Raw genomic sequence first — 21,567 nt, 5'->3', positions numbered from 1 at the left:
AAGGCGGGCGTTAGTTATTGAGGCAGGTTTCATACAGGCAAGAAACCTATCGAGCAGTGATCCCTTTATAAGCAATTTCCGGCTTTCGTCCAAGCTAAAAGTTTGAAAAGACGAAAAGGCGCGCGTAGCGTGCCTAGTCAAGAAAATAAGGGCAGAGCGGGATTGTTGGCAAAATGAGAAAAGAAAATTTCCCGAAACTGCGCATGGCACTGGCCGGAATCACTTGTCTCGCCGGGGTTAATTTTGCGCAAGCAGAATCAGCCCATGGCATAGCTATGTACGGAGCCCCCGCCCTGCCACCGGATTTTGTGTCTTTACCCTATGCCAACCCGGATGCGCCAAAGGGCGGCAAGGTGGTTTTCGGCAATACCGGCGGCTTTGACTCGCTGAACCCCTTCACCCTCAAAGGCACCGTTCCATGGCAGCTGAGGTTCTGGAGCTATGAAAGCCTGATGGGCCGGTCCTGGGACGAACCATTCTCGCTTTACGGGCTTTTAGCCGAATCGATTGAGGTGCCCGAGGACAGATCCTGGGTCGAATTCACCCTGCGGGAGGAGGCCCGATTCTCCGATGGCAGCCCGGTCACGATCGATGATGTGATATGGTCGTATGAGGTTCTTGGAACCCAGGGCCACCCCCGCTACCGCGGATTCTGGGGCAAGGTAGACCGCATTGAGCAGACCGGCCCGCGCAGCCTGCGCCTGACTTTCAACACCGAAGACCGGGAGCTGGCACTGATCGCCGGACTGCGCCCGATCCTCAAGAAAGCGCAATGGGAGGGCAAGGAATTCGGCAGCGGCAGCATTAGCGGCGCTCCAACCGGCACCGGCGCCTATGTGGTAACAGATTTCGAGCCGGGCCGCTTTGTCAGCCTGACCCGCAACCCAGACTATTGGGGCAAAGATTTGCCGTTCCGCCGCGGCACTCAGAACTTTGATGAATTGCGCATTGATTTCTTCGGCGATCAGACAGTTCTGTTCGAGGCTTTCAAAGCGGGCGAACTAAGCGCCGTGCGCGAGTTCAATGCCGACAAATGGGACAGTACTTACAGCTTCCCCGCCGTCACCCGCGGCGACGTGGTTAAAAGCGAGATTCCGCACCAGCGCCCTTCGGGCATGACCGGGCTGGTGATGAACACCCGCCGTTCGCCTCTGGATGACTGGCGTGTGCGCGAGGCCTTGCTGCTGGCCTTCAACTTTGAATACATCAACGGCACCGTGACCGGCGGCGTTCAACCTCGTATCACCTCGTATTTTTCCGGCTCGGAACTCGGCCTGAAGCCCGGTGCGGCCGACGGTAAAGTCCTGGCGCTTCTGGCGCCTTTCCATAACAGCCTGCTGCCAGGGACATTGGAAGGATACACGCTGCCCAAGGGCGATGGCAGCAAACGCAACCGCGGCAACCTGCGCAAGGCGATGAAACTTCTTTCCGATGCGGGCTGGACCGTCGCAGACGGCGTGCTGCGCAACGCAGAAGGCGCCCCCCTGGAACTCCGCCTGCTGATCCGGCAGGGCGATGGCGAGATGAAGACAGTCTCGGAAATCTATGCCCGCGCACTGGAACGGCTAGGCATCGTCTTGATCCCGGAAACCGTTGATAACGCGCAATTTGTTGAACGGCAAAACGCCTATGAGTTCGATCTCACCCGCTACCGCCGCGAGTTATCGCTAAGCCCCGGCAATGAGCAGCGCTACTACTGGGGCAGCGACGGAGTCACTCAGCCCGGCAGCCGCAACCTGATGGGCATGGACAGCCCGGCGGCTGAAGCGATGATAGACGCTATGCTGACTGCAAAGGATCCGGCAGATTTCACCGCGGCCGTGCGGGCCCTGGACCGGGTGCTGACCGCCGGACGCTATGTGATCCCGTTCTGGAAGTTCGACGCAGGCCGGATCGCCCATGTCAAGGAAATGCGTTTTCCGGACAGCTTGCCGGTATACGGCGACCGGACAGGCTTCATGCCCGACGTCTGGTGGTACCAGGCCGATTGACAGATTGTCCGCCGCATTGCCGGCTGCTTTATTGACACGAGCTTGCTATCTCCGTATTTCATGAATTATGGAAATAGAGGTCACAGACAAACTTAGCGCCCTGTCGCATCCAAACCGCCTTGCGCTGTTCCGCCTGCTGATGCGCCGGTATCCGGATGGCGTGCCCGCGGGCGAGATCGCCTCGGCGCTGGAATTCAAAGCCAATACCGCCTCCGCTTATCTGTCAGTTCTGAAACAGGCTGGGCTGATCTCCCAGCAGCGGACTGGTACCACACTGATGTACACCGCCGATCTTCCCGGCCTGCGCGGCATGTTTGACAATCTGCTGTCCGGCTGCTGCCAGAACCGGCCAGACATTTGCATGCCAGTAAAGAGTGAAGAGAAGATCATGCCGTCAATTGAACGCCCACTGAACGTCCTGTTCATTTGCACCGGAAACTCGGCCAGATCCCTTCTGGCCGAAGCCGTCCTGAACCAGGAGGGCGCAGGCAAGTTCCGGGCTTATTCGGCCGGCACCCGCCCCTCGCCCGGCCCGCGCCCCGAAGTAACCGCGCTGTTACAAGCCAAGGGTTACGACACCGCTGAACTGCACTCCAAGGATCTGGACACGTTTTCCTCAGAAGATGCGCCGCAGATGGATTTCATCTTCACCGTCTGCGATCACGCCGCCAACGAGGAGTGCCCGGCCTGGCCCGGCCAGCCGATGAGCGCCCATTGGGGCCTGGCCGACCCGGTCAAGGCTGAGGGCACTGACGCCGAACGCCGCCTTGCCTACCAGCAGGCTTACGGATTGCTGCGAAACCGGATCAAAGCCTTTGTCGAACTGCCCTTCGAAACCCTCGACCGCATGTCGCTCCAGCATCAGGTGGACGGTATCGGCCGCGTGAATTCTTCCGAATAACCTCTAAGAACGGTCACATCCATGAACATTCTCGTCCTCTGCACGGGCAACTCTGCACGTTCCATCCTGTTGGAATCGATTTTCAACACCCTCGGCGGGGGCCGCGTCCGCGCCTATTCCGCCGGTTCCAACCCGACCGGCAAAGTCCACCCGCAATCCCTGGTGCTGCTGGGCGAACTGGCCCATGACACCAGCGGTGCCCGGTCCAAAAGCTGGGATGAGTTTGCTGAAAACGATGCGCCCGAGATGGATATTGTGGTCACCGTCTGTGCCTCTGCAGCCGGCGAGACCTGCCCGGTCTGGCCCGGCGCACCGGTGCGCACTCATTGGGGCGTTGAAGACCCTGCAGCCGCCGAGCAGCCGGAATGGGATCAGGCCTTCCGCACCGCCTATGCGACGCTGGAGAAACGGGCGAAGGCGCTTCTGGAGCTACCGTTCGAAACCATGAACGCAAACGAGCTGACCCAGCAGCTCAAGCGGATCGGAGAAATTGCATGACCGCGCAGAAACTGCTGGCCGAAGGTCTCGGCACCGCCATGCTGCTGGTCGGAGTGGTCGGCTCCGGCATCATGGCTGAAAATCTGGCTGACGGGAATGTCGCTCTGGCGCTGCTGGCCAATGCCATTGCAACCGGCTGTATGCTCTATGCCATCATCACCACTCTGGGACCGGTTTCCGGAGCCCATTTCAATCCCGCCGTCACAATTGCCTTTGCGCTGCGCGGTGAGCATCCCTGGAGTGCGGTTGCCCCTTACATCCTGGTGCAGATCGGCGGCGGCATCCTTGGTGTCTGGGCCAGCCACATCATGTTCGATCTTGCAATTTTGCAAAGCTCGGCCACGATGCACCGCACTGGCACGGCCCAGTGGTTCTCGGAAATCCTGGCGACTTTCGGCCTGCTGTTCGTAATCTTCGGCGGGCTGCGTTCGCGCCCGGAAGCTGTGCCTGCGCTGGTCGGCCTCTATATCACCGGCGCCTACTGGTACACATCCTCCACCAGCTTTGCCAATCCGGCAGTCACCATCGCGCGCGGTTTCACCGACACCTTCGCAGGCATCTATCCTGGCCATATTCCGATGTTCATCCTGATGCAGCTTATTGCCGTCGGCATCGGCCACGTAGTGCTGACCCGGTTGTTTGCGGTACCATCCGATCCGGCAGAATCCCGCCCAGCCAGACAGGCCTGAAGACCGGGACACGCCGCAGCGTTACAAAAATGCGCAAAAAGTGCTACCATGGGGGGCCAAGAACCATAAAACAGTTTGTCAGGGAGTGCCCCCCATGCCTGTACAAGCAGCCGCTGCCAGCTGGATTGACAGGATGCCTCGCATCAAACAGCGCTTTCCGCATTTGAAAGCCAGCAACGCGCCATCGCTATTGGATGACCGGGACAAGTTCGTCGCCTATCTGGCCCGGACCCACCACCTCACCTTGAACGAAGCCAAGGAGGAGGTGGACGACTTTCTGTACATTGAAAGCCTCCTGAAAGAACTGGACGGCCGCCCGCACTGAGCCGGGCCGTCACGCCAGCGATGTCACCCAGAGGATCATTGCGTCTTCGGGGCTGACGGAGATGACGTTGTGCCCCATGGCCGCGTCATAATAGGCGCTGTCCCCGCGGCGCATTTCGATCGGCTCGTAGAATTCCGTGTAAAGCTTGACCACCCCGGTCAGAACATAAAGGAATTCCTCGCCGTCATGGCGCACCCAGCCGTCAAATTCTTCCATTGCCCGTGCCCGGACCCGCGCCCGGTACGGCAGCATCTGCTTGCGCGACAAACCATCTGCCAGCAACTCGTGCTCATATGTCGCAGTGGCATGGGCGGCTCCGTCGCCGGATTTGGTTACGGTCATCCGGCCATTCACCTGGTCCCGCTGCGGCGGGGTGAACAGCTGCGGCACTGAGATCTGCAGGCCCACGGCCAGCTTCTTCAACGCGTCGTAAGTCGGTGACATCTGGCCATTTTCGATCTTGGACAGGGTCGAACGCGCCAGTCCTGCCTGGTTGGCAGCATGTTCCAGTGTCCAGTCCCGCGCCTTGCGCAGTTCCCGCACGCGGGCGCCCAGGTCCAAAGGTTCGGCTTCGTCTTCGCCTCCGCTCGCGCGGGCGATGGTGATCAGGGATTTGGGGTCGCGGCCAGTCATAGCCATTCTATAAGCCGCGCTCACGCCGCTTGCAACGCAGGACGGTGCGGGCTAGCCAATTGCCATGCTGTCGATTTTTGATCAGGGGCCCTTTGCGCCCTGCCCTGCGCCCTTCAATCTCGCCGCCCATGTGCTGCGCCATGCCGCGCGTCTTGGCAGCAAAACCGCGCTGTCGGTTCTGGACGGTGCAGCCTGTGAAGACTGGAGCTACGCCCGTCTTGAGGCGGCGGTGCGCGGCACCGGCACCGGGCTGCTGGCCGCGGGGCTGCAGCCTGGGGACATCGTGCTGATGCGGCTCGGGAACACAGTTGAGTTTCCCATTGCCTACCTCGGCGCCATCGCCGCGGGGCTGGTGCCTGTTCCGACCTCCGCCCAGCTGACCGTGCCGGAAACCGCCCGGATGATCGCCGACCTGAACCCGGCAGCAGTCTTGCGCGACCCTTCTGTGGCTTGCGCGAGTCACCCGCTGCAGATCAGCACAGCCGACTTGTTGAAAATGCACGCGTTGCCCCCTTGTGAGTACGCCTTTGGCGACCCGGAGCGGCTGGCCTATGTGGTCTACACATCCGGGACAAGCGGAAATCCGCGCGCCGTCGCGCATGCGCACCGGGCGGTTTGGGCGCGGCAGATGATGGTCGACGGCTGGTACGGCCTGACAGAGGGCGACCGGCTGCTGCACGCGGGTGCTTTCAACTGGACCTACACGCTGGGCACCGGGCTGATGGACCCTTGGGCTGCCGGAGCCACCGCGCTGATCCCCGCCCCCGGAACACCGCCCGAGAAGCTGCCTGCCCTCTTGCGCGAACACCGCGCGACGATCTTTGCGGCGGCCCCGGGAGTCTACCGCAAGTTCCTGCGCGGCGGCCGTCTGGAATTGCCCGCCCTGCGGCACGGGCTTTGCGCAGGTGAAAAGCTCTCTGCAACTCTGCATGAAGCCTGGTCGGACGCCACGGGCTGCGGACTTTATGAAGCCTTCGGCATGTCTGAATGCTCCACCTTCATCTCCTCCTCCCCTTCGGCCCCGGCCAGAGAGGGCACCTTGGGGCAGCCGCAGAACGGCCGCAAGGTCGCTATTATGGGGCCAGAGGGGCCGGTTCCCTTAGGAGAGGAAGGCACCATTGCCATCCATCGCTCCGATCCCGGGCTGATGCGGGAGTACCTGGGCGCACCTGAAGACACCGCTGTCCGCTACCAGGGCGACTGGTTCCTGACCGGCGATCAGGGCGCGATGAGCAAAGACGGGCAAATCCGCTATCTGGGCCGCAGCGACGACATGATGAATGCAGGCGGATACCGGGTCTCTCCGATCGAGGTGGAAACAGCACTTGCAGCCCATCCCGGTATCACCCAGGCCGGCGCTGCCGCCGTCGAGGTGAAAGCGGACACCTATATCATCGCCGCCTTCTACACCGGTCCCGAAGAGTTGAACGCGGCGGACCTCGGGGCCTTTGCATCCGAACGCCTGGCCCGCTACAAGCAGCCGCGCGCCTTTGTCCATCTCGACGCCCTTCCCACGGGCGGCAATGGCAAACTGCTGCGCCGCGCTCTGCCTGCCCTGTTCAAAGGATGACCCCAATGGCCACCGTCAAGCTCGACATCCTGTCCGACCCGATCTGCCCCTGGTGCTATATCGGCAAGACCCATCTGGACAAGGCGCTGGCCGAAGTGCCGGACCATCCCTTTGTCATCGAGTGGCATCCGTTCCAGCTGAACCCCGACATGCCGCGCGAAGGCATGGACCGGCGTGAGTACCTGGAGCGCAAGTTCGGCGGCAAGGAAGGCGCGGTGAAGGCCTATGCCCCGGTGGTCGAACACGCCGAAAAGGCTGGGCTTTCGATCAATTTCGAAGCCATGAAGCGTACGCCCAACACGCTGGACGCGCACCGGCTGATCCATTGGGCCGGGATAGAAGGCAAGCAAACAGAAGTGGTGGATGCTCTGTTCCAGGCCTATTTTGCCGATGCCAAAGACATCGGCGACCACGCGGTGCTGACAGGCATTGCCAAGGATGCAGGTCTTGACGCTGACGCTACAGCCCGGTTGCTGGAAGGCGACAGCGATGTGGAAGCCATCCGCGACCGCGACGCCCACTCCCGCAAGATGGGCGTGAGCTCGGTGCCGACCTTCATCGTTGCGAACCAGCACGCGGTGCCAGGCGCCCAGCCGCCGGAGCTGTGGAAACAGGCAATCGAAGACATCCTGCAGCAGCTGAAGGCCGCCGAGGCCGAGTAGGCGCAGGCAAATTACTTAGCATCGCAACAATGCACATACTCCTGTGCAGCCGGGCGCTGGCCCGGCTGACGGATTCATGATAGCGGAACCGGACGGCTCCCAGACCGGCCCCGCTCCCGGGGGACCGCCTGCAGTGCTGTTAGAGGTTTCAAATGTCACAGTCCCAGGACCAAACGCCGGCCCATGGCATGGCCAAGGCGGAGTTCATTGCGCTGATCGCGATGATGTTTGCCACCATTGCCTTGTCGATAGACGCCATGTTGCCCGCCCTGCCGGAAATCGGCCAAACGCTCAGCCCGGATAACATCAACCAGGCGCAGCTGGTGCTGACCTCCTTTGTACTTGGCATGGGCCTTGGCACGTTCTTCACAGGTCCCTTGTCGGATGCCTTCGGCCGCAAGCCGGTTGTCGCTGCGGGCTGCGTTCTCTACGTCGCATCCGCTCTGACTGCCTGGCTGTCGCCTTCGCTGGAGGTGCTGCTGATCTCCCGTGTGCTGATGGGGATCGGCGCCGCCGGCCCGCGCATCGTGGGTGTTGCCGTTGTCCGCGACCTCTATTCGGGCCGCGAAATGGCCCGGCTGATGTCGATCGCCATGATGATCTTCATGATCGTCCCGGCCATTGCCCCGCTGATGGGGGCAGGCATCATCGCGATCTCCAGCTGGCGCGCGATTTTCCTGTCTTTTGCGCTGTTTGCCACAGTCATTGTCCTGTGGACCAGCTTCCGCTTGCCGGAAACACTGGCGGTGGAAGACCGCCGCGCCTTCCGCACGCCCCTGCTGATGGCCGCCGTCAAGGAGATGATGGCGCATCCCACCGTCCGCCTGTCAATCTTTGTCCAGACGCTCTGCCTCGGCATGCTGTTCACCATGCTGACCATGGTGCAGCCGGTTTATGACATTATCTTCGGCCGCGCTGACAGCTTTCCCTACTGGTTCGGGCTGGTCGCAGCGATTTCCGGCACAGCCAGCCTGCTGAACGCCGCAATCGTGGTTCGTATCGGCATGCGCCGCATTGTCACCGTCTCGCTGGCGGCGCAGATCCTGATCACAGGCGCGATACTGCTGATCAGCGGCTGGAGCCTGCCGGATCCGTGGATGTTCGGGCTGTTTGTCGCCTGGCAGGCCAGCGTCTTTTTCATGGTGGGCACAACCGTTGGCAATCTCAATGCCATGGCGATGGAGCCGATGGGCCATATTGCCGGCATGGCGGCCTCGGTCATCGGCGCGATCTCCACTGTTCTGGCCGCCGCAATTGCCGCGCCCGTGGGGCTGCTGTTTGACGGCTCGTTGGTGCCGCTGGCAGCGGGGCTGCTGATCATGGCCTGCATCGCATTCCTCCTGATGCTGCAGATGGCCAAGGCCGAGGCACGGCTGCCTGCCGAATAACCGCCTTGCCCGGCACTGGCAGCCCTCATAACCTCTCCAAGAGATTGGGGAGGTTTTTTTCATGGCATACGATTTCGATCTCGGCAGCTATTCCTGCCCGGTGACAACCGCCGCGCCTGAGGCCCAGGCCTGGTTCGACCGCGGCCTGATCTGGACCTACGGCTATAACCACGAAGAAGCCATCAAGTGCTTCCAGAAAGCGCTGGAGCACGACCCGGACTGCGCCATGGCCCACTGGGGCGTGGCCTACGCAGCCGGCCCTAACTACAACCTGCCCTGGGCCTTGCGCGATGACCGCGGCCGCGCCAAGGCGCTGGCCGAAGCCTATGACGCCGCCCAATCTGCACTGGCCTTCTCGGGCAGCTGCACGGACCCTGAACAACAGCTGATCCAGGCGCTCCAGGCCCGTTACCCCCAGCGCGAAGCAGCGGAGGATATGCATGCCTGGGACTATGCCTTTGCCGATGCCATGCGTGCCGCCTTTGCCGCCTGTCCGGATCATCTGGATCTGCGCACGGTCTACGCCGAGAGCCTGCTGAACCTCACCCCCTGGCAGATGTGGGATTTGAAATCAGGCCAGCCGGCCGAGGGCGCCGCAACCCTGGAAGCCCAGGAAACCCTTGAATGGGCCATGGAGAATGCGCCCAATGCCATGCAGCACCCCGGCCTGCTGCATCTCTATGTTCACCTGATGGAGATGTCGCCCGCACCGGAGAAAGCCCTGAAGGCCGCGGATGTCCTGCGCACGCTGGTACCGGATGCCGGCCACTTGGTGCATATGCCAACCCATATTGACGTGCTCTGCGGCGACTATCACAGCGTGGTGCATTGGAACCGGAAAGCAATTGAAGCAGATCTGAAGTACTACCAGCGTGAAGGCGCCTTCAACATCTACACAGGCTACCGGCAGCACGACTACCATTTCGTTATCTACGGGGCGATGTTCCTGGGCCAGATTGAGCCCGCGCTGCAGGCCAATCAGGGCATTCTGGATACCACCCCGGAAGAGATGCTGCGCATCGAAAGCCCGCCGATGGCCGACTATTTCGAAAGCTACATGGCGATGCATCCGCACATCCTGGTGCGCTTTGGCCGCTGGGAAGAAGCAAAGGCCCTGGAATTGCCCGCGGATCCGGATCTGTTCCGGTCACTTACGGCCAACACCCATTACGCCCGTGCCATCGCCTTTGCCGCGACCGGCCAAGTGGCTGAGGCGGAATCCGAAGAGCAGCTTTTCCTGGCGGCCAAGGCCCGGGTGCCGGACAGCCGGCTGATGCATAACAACCGGGTGGTTGACCTCTTGGACATTGCCAGAGAAATGCTGCGCGGTGAAATCGAGTACCGCAAAGAAAACTATGATGCGGCTTTTGCCCATCTGCGCCGCTCAGCCGAACTGGATGACAACCTGCCTTATGACGAGCCCTGGGGCTGGATGCAGCCCACCCGCCATGCGCTGGGGGCGCTGCTGTTCGAGCAAGGCCGGGTGGAAGAAGCCGAGGCTGTCTACCGCGCCGACCTCGGGCTGAATGACACCCTGTCACGCGCCTCCGTGCATCCTGGCAACATCTGGAGCCTGAAGGGCCTGCACGATTGCTTGAAAGCCCGAGAAGAAACAACTGAAATCAAGCACATAAAGCAGAAACTTGATCTTGCGCTGGCACGGGCGGACCAAGCCCTCGGCGCCTCTTGCTTCTGTGCCCAGGCCGCGATGGCGCCCAGCCCCTGCTGCGGGTGAGCAAATTTCTTACAAAGAAATTTGCCAAGGAAATTTGAATTTCCTTGGCGCCCCTTAGCCTGCCTTGGCTTTTTTCTTCTCAGCCACGACCTTCTCTGCCAGATCACGGGCAATGGCAAAGGCACCCTTGATCTTGTCAGCATCCTTCTTCCAGTCCCGGCGCACGACAATCTTGTTGTCCTTCACCTTGGCCAGCCCGTTTTGACCCTGGATGAACTCCACCAGCCCCTGCGGAGAGGCGAATTTGTCGTTGTGGAACTGGATTGTCGCGCCCTTGGGCCCACCGTCCATCTTGGCAATGCCTGCGCGTTTGCACATCGCCTTGATCCGCACCACCAGCATCAGCGTATTCACTTCCTTGGGCAGCTTGCCAAAACGGTCGATCAGCTCCGCCGCAAAGCCCTCCAGCTCCACCTTGGTCGCAAGCGACGACAGACGCCGGTAGAGCCCCAGGCGCACATCCAAATCCGGCACATAATCCTCGGGGATCAGCACCGGAACGCCAAGGTTGATCTGCGGCGCCCATTGGTCGTCCGCGTCGGAGAGGCCTTCCATCTCACCTGCCTTGATCTTGGCAATCGCCTCCTCCAGCATCGACTGGTATAGCTCATAGCCCACGTCGCGCATCTGGCCGGACTGTTCCTCGCCCAGCAAATTGCCCGCGCCCCGGATATCAAGGTCTTGAGAGGCTAAGGTAAAGCCGGCGCCCAGCGTATCGAGCGAGCCAAGCACCCGCAGCCGTTTTTCCGCTGCCGGTGTCAGCCGCTGGCGCGGTTTGGTGGTGAGATAGGCATAGGCACGGGTTTTCGAACGCCCGACCCGCCCCCGGATCTGGTAAAGCTGCGACAGGCCGAACATATCGGCCCGATGCACCACCATCGTGTTGGCTGTCGGAATGTCCAGGCCGGATTCCACAATCGTCGTCGCCAGCAGCACGTCATATTTGCCGTCATAGAAGGCGTTCATTCTGTCATCAAGCTCACCGGCCGCCATCTGGCCATGCGCGACGACATAAGTGAGCTCCGGCAGTTGGGCCTTGAGGAATTCCTCCACATCCGGCAGGTCGGTGATCCGCGGCACCACATAGAAGCTCTGGCCGCCCCGGTAGTGCTCGCGCAGCAGAGCCTCGCGGATGGTCACAGAATCGAATTCGCTCACATAGGTGCGGATTGCCAGACGGTCGACCGGCGGCGTGCCAATGATCGACAGATCCCGCACGCCGGTCAGCGACAGCTGCAGGGTGCGCGGGATCGGCGTCGCCGTCAGCGTCAGAACATGAATGTCGCTGCGCAGCTGTTTCAGGCGTTCCTTATGCGCAACACCGAAATGCTGCTCCTCGTCGATGATCAGGAGACCCAGGTTCTGAAACTTGATGTTCTTGGCCAGCACCGCGTGGGTGCCGACCACGATATCGACCGTTCCCTTGGCCAGTCCTTCGCGGGTCTGGCTGGCTTCCTTTGATGAAACAAAGCGCGACAACTGCCTGACAACCAAGGGAAAGCCGCGGAAGCGTTCAGCAAAGGATGCCGCATGCTGCCGCGCCAGCAGCGTGGTCGGTGCCACCACCGCCACTTGCAGCCCCGACATCGCAGCGACAAAAGCCGCGCGCATCGCCACCTCGGTCTTGCCAAAGCCCACGTCACCGCAAACCAGCCGGTCCATCGGCAGGCCGGAATGCAGGTCCTCCATCACATCTTCGATGGCGCGCAGCTGATCGTCGGTCTCCTGATAGGGGAACCGGGCGGAAAACTCCTCCCAGGCATGCGGCGGCGGGTCCATCACCGGCGCCTTGCGCAATGCGCGCTCAGCCGCGATGCGGATCAGCTTGTCCGCCATCTCGCGGATGCGTTCCTTAAGCTTGGCTTTCTTTGCCTGCCAGGCACCGCCTCCAAGGCGGTCCAGCAGCCCCTCGTCGTGCCCGTATTTGGACAGCAGTTCGATGTTTTCAACCGGCAGGTAGAGCTTTGCCTGTTCGGCGTATTCCAGCAGGATGCACTCATGCGCCGCGCCGGCGGCGGTCACCACTTCCAAGCCTTTAAAGCGGCCAATGCCGTGGTCGACATGCACGACAAGGTCGCCCGGGCTAAGCGACTGCGTCTCTGTCAGGAAATTCTCCGCCTTGCGGCGTTTCTTCGGCGCCCGGATCAGCCGGTCGCCCAGCACGTCCTGCTCCGAGATCACCGTCATATCCGGCGCCTCAAACCCGTGTTCCAGCGCCCAGACCGCCAGATGCAGGCCGGATTTGCCGATACGGGTGCCATCCATCACCGGGATCGCTTCGGCCAGGCCTTCGTCTTCGATCAATCCGGTAAGGCGTTCCCGCGCCCCTTCCGAATAGGACGCGATGAGGACCGGACCCTCTTGCATCCGCGCCTTAATATGGGCAGCCAGGGAGCCGAAAAGGCTGATGTTTTCCTGCTGTCGCTCAGGTGCAAAGTTGCGTCCGATCCGCCCGCCGGCATCCACCGTGCCGGGCCCCGAGGCCTGCGGCAGCGGATGCAGCTGCACCACCCGGTGCTCAGACGTTGCCGTCTCCCATGCGGCGTCATCAAGATACAGCAGCCCTGGAGGCGTGGGTTTGTAGACTGTGTCGATCCGCCCCTTTTGCTCCATTGCGTGCTTGCGGGTCTCGTACTGATCCTCGATGGTGTCCCAGCGCGCCAGCCGGGCGGGCGTGACCTGGTCATCCAGCGTCACCGTGGCCTGCGGCAGGTAGTCGAACAACGTCTCCAGTTTCTCATGGAAGAACGGCAGCCAGTGCTCGATCCCCTGATGCTTGCGGCCGGCGCTCACCGCCTCGTACAGAGGATCATCGGTCCCGGCGGCGCCAAACTCGATCCGGTAGTTTTGGCGGAACCGGGTTATCGCGGCCTCGTCCAGGATCACCTCAGACACCGGCGCCAGCTCCACCACTTCCAGCTTCTCGGTGGTGCGCTGCGACACCGGGTCAAACCGGCGTGCGCCATCCAGCACATCTCCGAACAGATCCAGCCGGACCGGGCCGCTTTCCCCCGGAGGGAAGATATCGATGATGCCGCCGCGCACCGCGTAGTCGCCCGGCTCCATCACCGTCGGGCTTTGCGTGAATCCCATACGCACCAGGAACTTGCGCAACGCATCCTCATCCACCCTATGATCGACACGGGCGGTAAACGCGGCCTCGCGCAGAACTTCACGCGCGGGCACCCGCTGGGCAGCGGCGTTCAATGTTGTCAGCAGCACAAACTGCTTGGGCATCTGATGCACCAGCGCGGCCAGCGCGGCCATCCGCGCTGCGGAAATATCCGCGTTTGGCGACACCCGGTCGTAGGGAAGGCAGTCCCACCCCGGAAAGTCAAAAACCGGCATGTCAGGGGCAAAGAAAGCAAGTGCAGCGCGCATCGCCTCCATCCGCTTGTCATCGCGGGCCACGTGCAGAACAGGTGCGCCGGATTTCTGCACTTCCTTCAGGATCAGCCGGGCGTCAAACCCTTCGGGCGCGCCGCCCATGGTGATTGCACGCTGTGCCATTTCCTATCCTCTCCAGGAACCCCTGGGGCGTTTCCGCCCGCCTGTCAAAACGCTCCGATCGTCAGGTTCTGATACATGCCCCAGAAGGCGGTGACCACAATCGAAATCACCCCGACAAACTGGACATAGAGCCGGCAGAAGGCCAAGCGTTTGCGCAGCGTCTCGCCCGTTGCAGCTTCGCCTGCAATCCGGCGCGCTGTGAAGTAGCTGATCAGCCCCACCACAGCCATGGGAAACGCCAGCAGGAACACGGCCTGGGCAATCTCCAAAAGAAAAACAAAACCAAGCGTGGCGAGTGCCGACAGCGCAAAACAGCTGAGCGCCACCAGCCAGGGGCCGGACACCTCGGCGATGTAGAGCATCCGGTTCACATTGACCCGGGTGATATCCTCCAGATCGCGCTCCGCCTGGCCGCCTTTGCGCTGCGCCCGATGGACCATGTCGTAAGGCACCCCAAGGATCCAGTGGCTGGCCGAAGACCACAGCACCGCCAGCGCGATCCAGTACCACAGATTGGAGAATGACCGCAGCTCAATCATCTCATAGATAATGTGAAGCAGATCCACGCCAGCCCCCTTCTTGCGGCCGCAGGCCTGCGGACCGGAATTTCCTCAACCGGCCCTATATCCACCGGGAAACCGGCACAGGCAAGCCTGCATAGCGTTTAAGTTTTCCGGCGCGGCGAATGTGCCTCTTGTTCCCGGGGCTGCTTCCATGCCACCCATGTGCAAACCTGAAAGAGAGACCGCCATGAAGCCCACCGTTGCGCCCTTTCCCGCTGCCCGCCTGCGCCGCACCCGTGCCAGCCAGGCCATCCGCGATCTGGTCCGTGAAAACACCCTGACGCCTGCAGATTTCATTTGGCCGGTCTTTGTCCGCGACGGCGAAGGCATGGAGGAACCCATTTCTTCAATGCCGGGCGTGATGCGCCGTACGGTCGACAAGATTGCCGAGGCCGCGGTTGAAGCGCAGGCGCTTGGCATCCCGGCGATCTGCCTGTTTCCCTATACCGATGCGTCGCTCAAGACCGAGGATTGCGCCGAGGCCTGGAACCCGGACAATCTGACCAACCGCGCCATCCGCGCCATCAAGGATGCAGCGCCGGACATTGCGGTGATGACCGATGTGGCGCTGGACCCCTATAACATCAACGGCCATGACGGCTATGTCGTGGACGGCGAGATCGTTAACGACGCAACGGTCGAGGCTTTGGTGAAGATGACCCTTGCCCAGGCAGAAGCCGGTGCCGACATCATCGGCCCCTCCGACATGATGGACGGCCGCATCGGCGCCATGCGCGGCGCGCTGGAAAAAGCAGGCCACCACAATGTGGCGATCCTGTCCTACTCCGCCAAATACGCCTCAGCCTACTACGGGCCTTTCCGGGATGCGGTCGGCGCTTCGGGTGCTCTGAAAGGCGACAAGAAGACCTACCAGATGGACCCTGCCAACAGCGACGAAGCTCTGCGGCTGATCGAACGCGACCTGCAGGAAGGTGCCGATATGGTGATGGTCAAACCCGGCATCGCCTATCTGGACATCTGCCAGCGGGTGAAATCCGCCTTTGGCGTGCCGACCTATGCCTATCAGGTCTCCGGTGAATACGCGATGATCCAGGCCGCAGCGCAAAACGGCTGGATCGACGGCGAAAAGGTGATGATGGAAAGCCTGATGGCCTTCAAACGCGCGGGCTGCAACGGCATCCTGACCTATTTTGCACCTGCCGCCGCCAAACTGCTGAACGGCTGAACCGGACCGGGACGCCGGAACCTGATCACTTCAGCGGGAAGCCGCCAGTATCCGCATTGCAGCAGATGACAGGCAGCGGTTTTCCGCGTATACAAAGCCCCAGAGCCGGATCTAACCGGCCTCAAAGCAAATCATTACAGGCACCTGAGAAATGAGCAGTTTTTCCTCTTCCCGCATGACCCGCCGCGGCTTTGCCCTGGCCGCGCTTGCAGGCGCCGGCGTGACCGCCGCTTGCGGCAACGGCGTCGGCAACAGCAACGCCGCCAAGATCGACGCGCGTGTTGATGCCACGCTGAACCAGATGTACAGCCAGTACCCCAACACCCGCACACTGGCGGACAAGGCCACCGGCATGCTGGTGATGCCGCTTGTGACCGAAGCCGGCTTTGTTTTTGGCGGGGCCTTCGGCCGCGGCGCCCTGCGGATCAACGATGTGACCGTGGACTACTACTCCACCGTCAAGGGCAACGCGGGCCTGCAGATCGGCGCCCAGCAGTATGCCCATGTGCTGTTCTTCATGACCGAAGACGCGCTGGCCGGCTTCCGCCGCTCCACCGGCTGGGCTGCCGGCGCTGATGTGGAATATGTCATCAAAGACGAAGGCAATGCGCTGACCGCGGATACCAACACCCTGACCTCCCCCGTGCTGGCAGTGGTATTCGGCCAGGCCGGGCTGCGCGTGGGCGCCACTCTGGAAGGCACCAAATACACCCGCATCATCCCCTAAGCCTGACAGCAGACCCTGACAGGGCTGACAGGGGCGGCACAGCGCCCCAGCTTCTTTCTGGCCGAAATACCCCCGCCGGAGGCATGGCCTTTCCATTCGGAAAGGCCATTTTCTTTGCTCAGCCCTCAGACTGCAGCGCATCCAGCGCGCGCAGCCGCTTGAACAGCGACGAGGTGTCCCAGCGGCCGCCGCCCATCTTCTGCACGTCCTTGTAGTACTGATCCACCAGCGCCGTCACCGGCAGGCTGGCGCCGTTGCTGTTGGCCTCATCCATGCAGATGCCCAGATCCTTGCGCATCCAGTCCACCGCAAATCCGTGATCGAAATGATCCTCCAGCATGGTCTCATGCCGGTTCGCCATCTGCCAGCTGCCCGCAGCGCCCTGGCTGATCACCTCAACCACCGCACGCCCGTCCAGTCCCGCCTTCTCTGCAAAATGCAGCGCTTCGCTCAGCGCCTGAACCAGGCCTCCGATGGCAATCTGGTTGCACATCTTAGTCAGCTGCCCGGCACCGCTTTCACCAATGCGGCGGCAGATCTTGGAATAGGCGTCAATCACCGGCTCGGCCCGGGCGTAGGCGCCTTCGTCACCGCCGCACATCACCGACAGCACACCGTTCTCGGCACCAGCCTGACCGCCGGAAATCGGCGCATCGACAAAGAACACGCCTTTTTCCTGCGCTGCGGCGTTCAGCTCCCGGGTGACGTTTGCCGAGACCGTGGTGTGATCGACAAAAACCGAACCGGCGTCCATCCCGGCAAAGGCCCCATCCGCGCCCAGGCAAACTGAACGCAGGTCGTCGTCATTGCCCACGCAGGCCATCACAAACTCAGTGCCTGCTGCCGCGGCCCGCGGGGTTGCCGCAAAACTGCCGCCGTGTTCTGCCACCCAGGCCTTGGCCTTGGCTTCGGTGCGGTTGTAAACGATGACCTCGTGGCCTGCCGCCTGCAGGTGGCCCGCCATCGGGTAGCCCATGACACCCAGCCCCAGAAACGCGATTTTTGCCATTTGCTTTTCCCTTGATCTCACTTCGCCTATGTTGGCGCCGACCCTACCACCGCCGCTGCCGGGTGCAATCTGCCCCGGCGCGGAAATGACAAAAAACCAAGGGGAAACAACCGCCGATGGGACAACTTTTCCGCTGGCTTCTGCGCATTGCAGCCGGGCTGATTCTGCTGAGCGTGCTGGCCGCGCTGCTGGTCTACTACCTTGCCTCGCAATCGCTGCCTGAATACGAAAAAGAGATCGCCCTGCCCGGCCTCTCCTCGCCTGTTGAGATTGTGCGCGACAATGCCAATGTACCGCATATTTTCGGCAGCTACGGCGCCAGCGACGAGGATGTCTATTTCGGCCTCGGCTATGCCCATGCCCAGGACCGGCTGTGGCAGATGGCTGTCATGCGTCGGACCGCCAAGGGCCGCCTGTCTGAGATTTTCGGCACCCGTACGATAGAGACCGACACCTACCTGCGCCGCTTGGATATCTATGGGCTGGCCCAGCAGTCCGAAAAGGTGCAGTCACCCGAGGCGATGGCCGCACTTGAGGCCTATGCTGCAGGCGTCAACGCGCGCCTGCAGGAAATCAATGAAAACGCCCTTGGCCGCGGTGCGCCTGAGATGTTCGTGTTCAACATGCCAGTTTCCCCATGGCAACCCGCCGACAGCATCGCGATCATGAAGCTGATGGCACTGCAACTGTCCGGCCATATCAAGGAGGAAATCCTGCGCGCCCGCACCTCGCTGGCCTTGAACGATGAAACACGCCTGCAGGACATCATGCCTGACGCACCGGGCAAAGGCCTGACAGCTCTGCCGGAATACGCCGAGCTTGTGCCCGGCATCTCCGGCAGCCGCCAGTTTGCATCGGCCGGCGAAGCAGAGAAGGACAGCCTGCTGTTTCCGGTTGCCCCACGCGGGCTGGCCGGGGCATCCAATGCCTGGGCTGCCGCCCCCAGCCGCTCGGCCGCAGGCGGCACGCTGCTGGCCAATGACCCGCACCTTGGCCTGACCGCCCCCGGCGTCTGGTACCTGGCCCGGCTGGAACTGGGATCCGGCGGCGTGATCGGCGGCACCATTCCCGGCATTCCGGCAGTGATCACCGGCCGCTCGGACAAGCTGGGCTGGGGGGTAACCTCGTCCTACCTGGATGATCAGGACCTCTTCATAGAACAGCTGAACCCGGAAAATCCGCAGGAATACCTGAGTGTTGACGGATTCAAAAAATTCATCTCCCGCCCGTCGATCATCAAAATCAAGGACCAAGCCCCCGTTACCCTGACCCTGCGCTGGACTGACAACGGGCCGGTGCTGCCCAGCTCAATGTTCAACCTCGCGGACATCACCCCGCCCGGCCATGTTGTGTCGCTCGGCTGGACCGTGCTCAGCCCCCGAGACACTTCGATGACCGCAGCCATCAACCTGATGCGCAGCACATCGGTTGAAGAGGCCATAACCGCGGGCGAGGACTTTGTTGCTCCATCGCAGAACCTGACCCTCGCTGATCAGGAAACAATCGCGCTGAAAACAGTCGGCGCCTTCCCGGCGCGCGATGCGGCGCATCAAAGCAAGGGCCGTCTGCCCAGCCAGGGCTGGCGGCCGGAAAACCGTTGGCAGGGCCGCCTGCCCTATGCAAGCAATCCAGAGTTCTTCGCCCCCGCCGGCGGAATCCTCGGCAACACCAACAACAAGATCCTCGACCGCCCCTTCCCCAACCATGTCTCCTTTGACTGGGGCGATACCCAGCGCATTCACCGCTGGGAAAAGCTGATGCAAAACCGCGAGGTGCACACCCGCGACAGCTTTATCGAGGCGCAGCTGGATACCGTGTCTTATACCGCCCGCACTCTGCTGCCGCTGATCGGCGCCAATTTGTGGTTCACCGGCGAGGCCGCAGCGTCCGGTACCCGCGAGCGCCAGCGCCAGATTGCGCTCACATTGTTGTCAGAGTGGAACGGCGAAATGAACGAGCACCTGCCGGAGCCGCTGATCTACGCCGCCTGGCTGCGCGCCCTGCAGGCACGGCTGATCACTGACGAACTCGGCCCCGTCGCCAAAAGCTTCCGCCACGTAGAGCCATTGTTCATTGAGCGGGTGTACCGCAATATCGATGGCGCCGCGGCCTGGTGCGATGTCCGGCAAAGCGCACCAGAAGAATCCTGCACCGATATGGCCCGGCTGGCGCTGGATGACGCATTGATCTGGATCGAGGAGCGCTATGGGGACGCACTGGAGTCCCTGCGCTGGGGCGACGCCCACCAGGCCGCACAGGACCACCCGGTTCTGGGCAAGGTGCCGGTGCTGCGGTACTTCGTGAACATCCGCCAGTCCACCAGCGGCAGCAGCAACACCCTGCAGCGCGGCAAGAGCTCGGGCAAAGATCCCGATCCGTTCCAAAACGTGCATGCGGCAGGCTACCGCGGCGTCTATGACTTTGCCGACCCTGACAGCTCGGTCTTCATTGTCGCCACCGGCCAGTCCGGCCATCCCTTGTCGCGCTACTATGACGACATGGCCCAGCTATGGCGCCGCGGCGAATACATTCCGATGTCGCTGGACGAGGAACTGGCCCGTGCCGCAGCCGTCGGCATCACCCGGATCACTCCCAGGCAATAAAAAACGGGCGCTTCAGCGCCCGTTTTTTTGGATTAGAGCATCCTGTCAGAGCTTAAGAAACTTGGCTTTTTGCCGCTCGGTCCACAGCACGGTGATGTCAAAACCGGTTTCGGTTTGCGCCTCGGACTGGATCAGATCCTGCTGGAACAGCCAGGCCCGCTGCTTGCCTTCTGCAAAAGTGAGGCTCAGCACTTCCTCATGCCGCACGCCCTGCAGCTGCTCAGCGATATCTGCCAGAAGTGCGTCCAGCCCTTCGCCGGTCAGCGCTGAGATCGCATGGATGCCATCTTCACGCGCCGCACGCTGGCGGCGGGCTTCGGCCTCTTCCTCCGGCAGCTGGTCCAGCTTGTTCCAAACCTCGATCCGGGCGCGGTTCTCATCGACACCCAGCGAGTTCAGGATCGCTTCCACGTCCTCGGCCTGGTGCTCGCTTTCCTCATGGCTGATGTCGCGCACATGCAGGATCACGTCCGCCGCCAGAACCTCCTCCAGCGTGGCGCGGAAAGCAGCAACCAGCTCGGTCGGCAGGTCGGAGATAAAGCCCACGGTGTCGGACAGGATCACTTCGGGCCCGTCAGGGATCTGCACCCGGCGCATGGTCGGGTCGAGCGTGGCAAAGAGCATGTCCTTGGCCATCACCTCAGCCCCCGTCAGCCGGTTGAACAGCGTCGACTTGCCAGCGTTGGTATAGCCGACAAGTGCCACAATCGGGTACGGCACCTTGGCCCGCGACTCGCGGTGCAGCGTCCGCGTCTTTACCACCTTGTCGAGCTGTCGGCGCAGCCGCACCAGCTGATCGTCAATGGCACGGCGGTCGGCCTCGATCTGGGTTTCGCCGGGTCCGCCGACAAATCCCAAGCCGCCGCGCTGGCGTTCCAGGTGGGTCCAGGCCCGCACCAGCCGGGTCCGCTGATAGCTGAGCGCCGCCATCTCCACCTGCAGCACGCCTTCGCGGGTGGCCGCCCGGTCCGAGAAAATCTCCAGGATCAGGCCCGTCCGGTCCAGAATCTTGACCTTCCAGGCTTTCTCAAGGTTGCGCTGCTGCACAGGTGAGACCGGCCCGTCGATCAGGACCAGCTCAATCTCTTCCGCTTTCAGGATGCCCGCCAGCTCTTCGATCTTGCCGGAGCCGAACAGCATGCCCGCGTGCGCCTTGGGCAGGCGCACCACGTTTGAGCCGATCACATCCAGATCGGGCAAGGCCGCGGCAAGCGCAACGGCTTCTTCCAGCGCAGGACCTGCGTCCCGGCGCCCTATGTCTGACTTGATTTCCGGATGCAGCACCCAGGCCCGGGTGCGCTTCCTGTCGTGCTCCATCAAGAGGCGTCTTCACCCTCATAGAGGCTGATCGGCTGGGCCGGCATGATGGTCGAGATCGCATGCTTGTAAACCAGCTGCGACTGTCCGTCGCGGCGCAGGAGCACGCAGAAATTGTCGAACCAGGTGATCACACCCTGCAATTTGACCCCGTTGATCAGAAAAATTGTAACTGGAACCTTGGTTTTGCGAACGTGATTCAGGAAGGCATCCTGAAGATTCTGTCTGTCCGAAGCCATTTTTTATTATCTCGCCTTTGT

At 61.9% G+C, this 21,567-nt stretch carries 18 protein-coding genes; 12 read left to right on the top strand and 6 right to left on the bottom strand.

Annotated elements, in window-relative coordinates:
* Nucleotides 1-173: 173 nt before the first annotated feature.
* The 5 genes from RA20_RS00365 (at nt 174) to RA20_RS00345 (ending at nt 4,404) form a co-directional block, all read left to right on the top strand.
* A complete protein-coding gene (locus RA20_RS00365; RefSeq protein WP_039123621.1) occupies nt 174-1,991 on the top strand; it encodes an extracellular solute-binding protein in 1,818 nt (605 codons plus the stop codon).
* Between the two features lie 67 nt (nt 1,992-2,058).
* Nucleotides 2,059-2,892, top strand: coding sequence for an arsenate reductase/protein-tyrosine-phosphatase family protein (locus RA20_RS00360; protein ID WP_039123620.1), 834 nt, complete (start codon nt 2,059-2,061; stop codon nt 2,890-2,892).
* A gap of 21 nt (nt 2,893-2,913) precedes the next feature.
* Complete coding sequence (locus tag RA20_RS00355) at nt 2,914-3,390, top strand: arsenate reductase ArsC (RefSeq protein WP_039123619.1); 477 nt, start codon at nt 2,914-2,916, stop codon at nt 3,388-3,390.
* A complete protein-coding gene (locus RA20_RS00350) occupies nt 3,387-4,079 on the top strand; it encodes an aquaporin (protein WP_039123618.1) in 693 nt (230 codons plus the stop codon). The genes RA20_RS00355 and RA20_RS00350 overlap by 4 nt, the downstream gene beginning before the upstream one ends.
* A 133-nt stretch (nt 4,080-4,212) precedes the next feature.
* On the top strand, nt 4,213-4,404 hold the full coding sequence (locus tag RA20_RS00345) for a hypothetical protein (RefSeq protein WP_446720146.1): 192 nt from the start codon (nt 4,213-4,215) through the stop codon (nt 4,402-4,404).
* Between the two features lie 9 nt (nt 4,405-4,413).
* On the opposite strand, the gene RA20_RS00340 is transcribed toward RA20_RS00345, so the two are convergent.
* On the bottom strand, nt 4,414-5,037 hold the full coding sequence (locus tag RA20_RS00340; RefSeq protein WP_039123616.1) for a helix-turn-helix domain-containing protein: 624 nt from the start codon (nt 5,035-5,037) through the stop codon (nt 4,414-4,416).
* A 64-nt stretch (nt 5,038-5,101) separates the two neighbouring features.
* Between RA20_RS00340 and RA20_RS00335 the strand changes: the two genes are divergently transcribed.
* From RA20_RS00335 to RA20_RS00320, 4 genes are all read left to right on the top strand, one after another.
* Nucleotides 5,102-6,607, top strand: a complete 1,506-nt coding sequence (locus tag RA20_RS00335) for a class I adenylate-forming enzyme family protein (RefSeq protein ID WP_039123615.1) — start codon at nt 5,102-5,104, stop codon at nt 6,605-6,607.
* 5 nt (nt 6,608-6,612) lie between these two features.
* Nucleotides 6,613-7,269: a DsbA family oxidoreductase gene (locus tag RA20_RS00330; protein WP_152618397.1), complete on the top strand. Its 657-nt coding sequence runs from the start codon at nt 6,613-6,615 to the stop codon at nt 7,267-7,269.
* 152 nt (nt 7,270-7,421) lie between these two features.
* Nucleotides 7,422-8,657, top strand: a complete 1,236-nt coding sequence (locus tag RA20_RS00325) for a multidrug effflux MFS transporter (RefSeq protein WP_082017871.1) — start codon at nt 7,422-7,424, stop codon at nt 8,655-8,657.
* Nucleotides 8,658-8,718: 61 nt separating this feature from the next.
* Entirely contained in the window at nt 8,719-10,392 is a 1,674-nt protein-coding gene (locus tag RA20_RS00320) for a tetratricopeptide repeat protein (protein WP_039123612.1), read from the top strand.
* 54 nt (nt 10,393-10,446) lie between these two features.
* Here RA20_RS00320 and mfd read toward each other — a convergent pair whose 3' ends face one another.
* Nucleotides 10,447-13,902: a transcription-repair coupling factor gene (gene mfd, locus RA20_RS00315; RefSeq protein WP_039123611.1), complete on the bottom strand. Its 3,456-nt coding sequence runs from the start codon at nt 13,900-13,902 to the stop codon at nt 10,447-10,449.
* A 44-nt stretch (nt 13,903-13,946) separates the two neighbouring features.
* Nucleotides 13,947-14,468, bottom strand: coding sequence for a hypothetical protein (locus tag RA20_RS00310; protein WP_039123609.1), 522 nt, complete (start codon nt 14,466-14,468; stop codon nt 13,947-13,949).
* 184 nt (nt 14,469-14,652) lie between these two features.
* On the opposite strand from RA20_RS00310, the gene hemB reads away from it, so the two are divergent.
* Both hemB and RA20_RS00300 read left to right on the top strand, forming a co-directional pair.
* Nucleotides 14,653-15,651 carry a porphobilinogen synthase gene (hemB, locus tag RA20_RS00305; protein WP_039123608.1) on the top strand — a complete coding sequence of 333 codons (999 nt, stop codon included), beginning with the start codon at nt 14,653-14,655 and terminating at the stop codon, nt 15,649-15,651.
* Nucleotides 15,652-15,802: 151 nt separating this feature from the next.
* The gene (locus tag RA20_RS00300; protein ID WP_039123607.1) at nt 15,803-16,378 is read left to right on the top strand and encodes a lipid-binding SYLF domain-containing protein; all 576 of its coding nucleotides are present in this window, start codon (nt 15,803-15,805) and stop codon (nt 16,376-16,378) included.
* Nucleotides 16,379-16,496: 118 nt separating this feature from the next.
* On the opposite strand, the gene RA20_RS00295 is transcribed toward RA20_RS00300, so the two are convergent.
* Entirely contained in the window at nt 16,497-17,387 is an 891-nt protein-coding gene (locus RA20_RS00295) for an NAD(P)-dependent oxidoreductase (RefSeq protein ID WP_039123606.1), read from the bottom strand.
* A 116-nt stretch (nt 17,388-17,503) separates the two neighbouring features.
* Between RA20_RS00295 and RA20_RS00290 the strand changes: the two genes are divergently transcribed.
* On the top strand, nt 17,504-19,990 hold the full coding sequence (locus RA20_RS00290; protein WP_039123605.1) for a penicillin acylase family protein: 2,487 nt from the start codon (nt 17,504-17,506) through the stop codon (nt 19,988-19,990).
* A 45-nt stretch (nt 19,991-20,035) separates the two neighbouring features.
* On the opposite strand, the gene hflX is transcribed toward RA20_RS00290, so the two are convergent.
* Both hflX and hfq read right to left on the bottom strand, forming a co-directional pair.
* Nucleotides 20,036-21,307: a GTPase HflX gene (hflX, locus tag RA20_RS00285; protein WP_039123603.1), complete on the bottom strand. Its 1,272-nt coding sequence runs from the start codon at nt 21,305-21,307 to the stop codon at nt 20,036-20,038.
* Nucleotides 21,307-21,546 (bottom strand): RNA chaperone Hfq, encoded by a 240-nt coding sequence (gene hfq / locus RA20_RS00280; protein WP_008204623.1) that lies wholly within the window; start codon nt 21,544-21,546, stop codon nt 21,307-21,309. The genes hflX and hfq overlap by 1 nt, the downstream gene beginning before the upstream one ends.
* Between the last annotated feature and the right edge of the window lie 21 nt (nt 21,547-21,567).

The organism is Leisingera sp. ANG-Vp, from assembly GCF_000813725.1.
Taxonomy (GTDB): domain Bacteria; phylum Pseudomonadota; class Alphaproteobacteria; order Rhodobacterales; family Rhodobacteraceae; genus Leisingera.
The sequence above is the reverse complement of the archived record's forward strand: the minus strand, read 5'-3'. Positions and strand labels throughout refer to the sequence as shown.

Coding starts and splice junctions, on each gene's coding strand:
- RA20_RS00330 (WP_152618397.1), top strand. CDS start 6,613: ATGGCCACCGTCAAGCTCGACATCCTGTCCGACCCGATCTGCCCCTGG.
- RA20_RS00295 (WP_039123606.1), bottom strand. CDS start 17,387: ATGGCAAAAATCGCGTTTCTGGGGCTGGGTGTCATGGGCTACCCGATG.
- hfq (WP_008204623.1), bottom strand. CDS start 21,546: ATGGCTTCGGACAGACAGAATCTTCAGGATGCCTTCCTGAATCACGTT.
- hflX (WP_039123603.1), bottom strand. CDS start 21,307: ATGGAGCACGACAGGAAGCGCACCCGGGCCTGGGTGCTGCATCCGGAA.
- RA20_RS00325 (WP_082017871.1), top strand. CDS start 7,422: ATGTCACAGTCCCAGGACCAAACGCCGGCCCATGGCATGGCCAAGGCG.
- RA20_RS00350 (WP_039123618.1), top strand. CDS start 3,387: ATGACCGCGCAGAAACTGCTGGCCGAAGGTCTCGGCACCGCCATGCTG.
- mfd (WP_039123611.1), bottom strand. CDS start 13,902: ATGGCACAGCGTGCAATCACCATGGGCGGCGCGCCCGAAGGGTTTGAC.
- RA20_RS00320 (WP_039123612.1), top strand. CDS start 8,719: ATGGCATACGATTTCGATCTCGGCAGCTATTCCTGCCCGGTGACAACC.
- hemB (WP_039123608.1), top strand. CDS start 14,653: ATGAAGCCCACCGTTGCGCCCTTTCCCGCTGCCCGCCTGCGCCGCACC.
- RA20_RS00340 (WP_039123616.1), bottom strand. CDS start 5,037: ATGACTGGCCGCGACCCCAAATCCCTGATCACCATCGCCCGCGCGAGC.
- RA20_RS00345 (WP_446720146.1), top strand. CDS start 4,213: ATGCCTCGCATCAAACAGCGCTTTCCGCATTTGAAAGCCAGCAACGCG.
- RA20_RS00300 (WP_039123607.1), top strand. CDS start 15,803: ATGAGCAGTTTTTCCTCTTCCCGCATGACCCGCCGCGGCTTTGCCCTG.
- RA20_RS00365 (WP_039123621.1), top strand. CDS start 174: ATGAGAAAAGAAAATTTCCCGAAACTGCGCATGGCACTGGCCGGAATC.
- RA20_RS00335 (WP_039123615.1), top strand. CDS start 5,102: ATGCTGTCGATTTTTGATCAGGGGCCCTTTGCGCCCTGCCCTGCGCCC.
- RA20_RS00290 (WP_039123605.1), top strand. CDS start 17,504: ATGGGACAACTTTTCCGCTGGCTTCTGCGCATTGCAGCCGGGCTGATT.
- RA20_RS00360 (WP_039123620.1), top strand. CDS start 2,059: ATGGAAATAGAGGTCACAGACAAACTTAGCGCCCTGTCGCATCCAAAC.
- RA20_RS00355 (WP_039123619.1), top strand. CDS start 2,914: ATGAACATTCTCGTCCTCTGCACGGGCAACTCTGCACGTTCCATCCTG.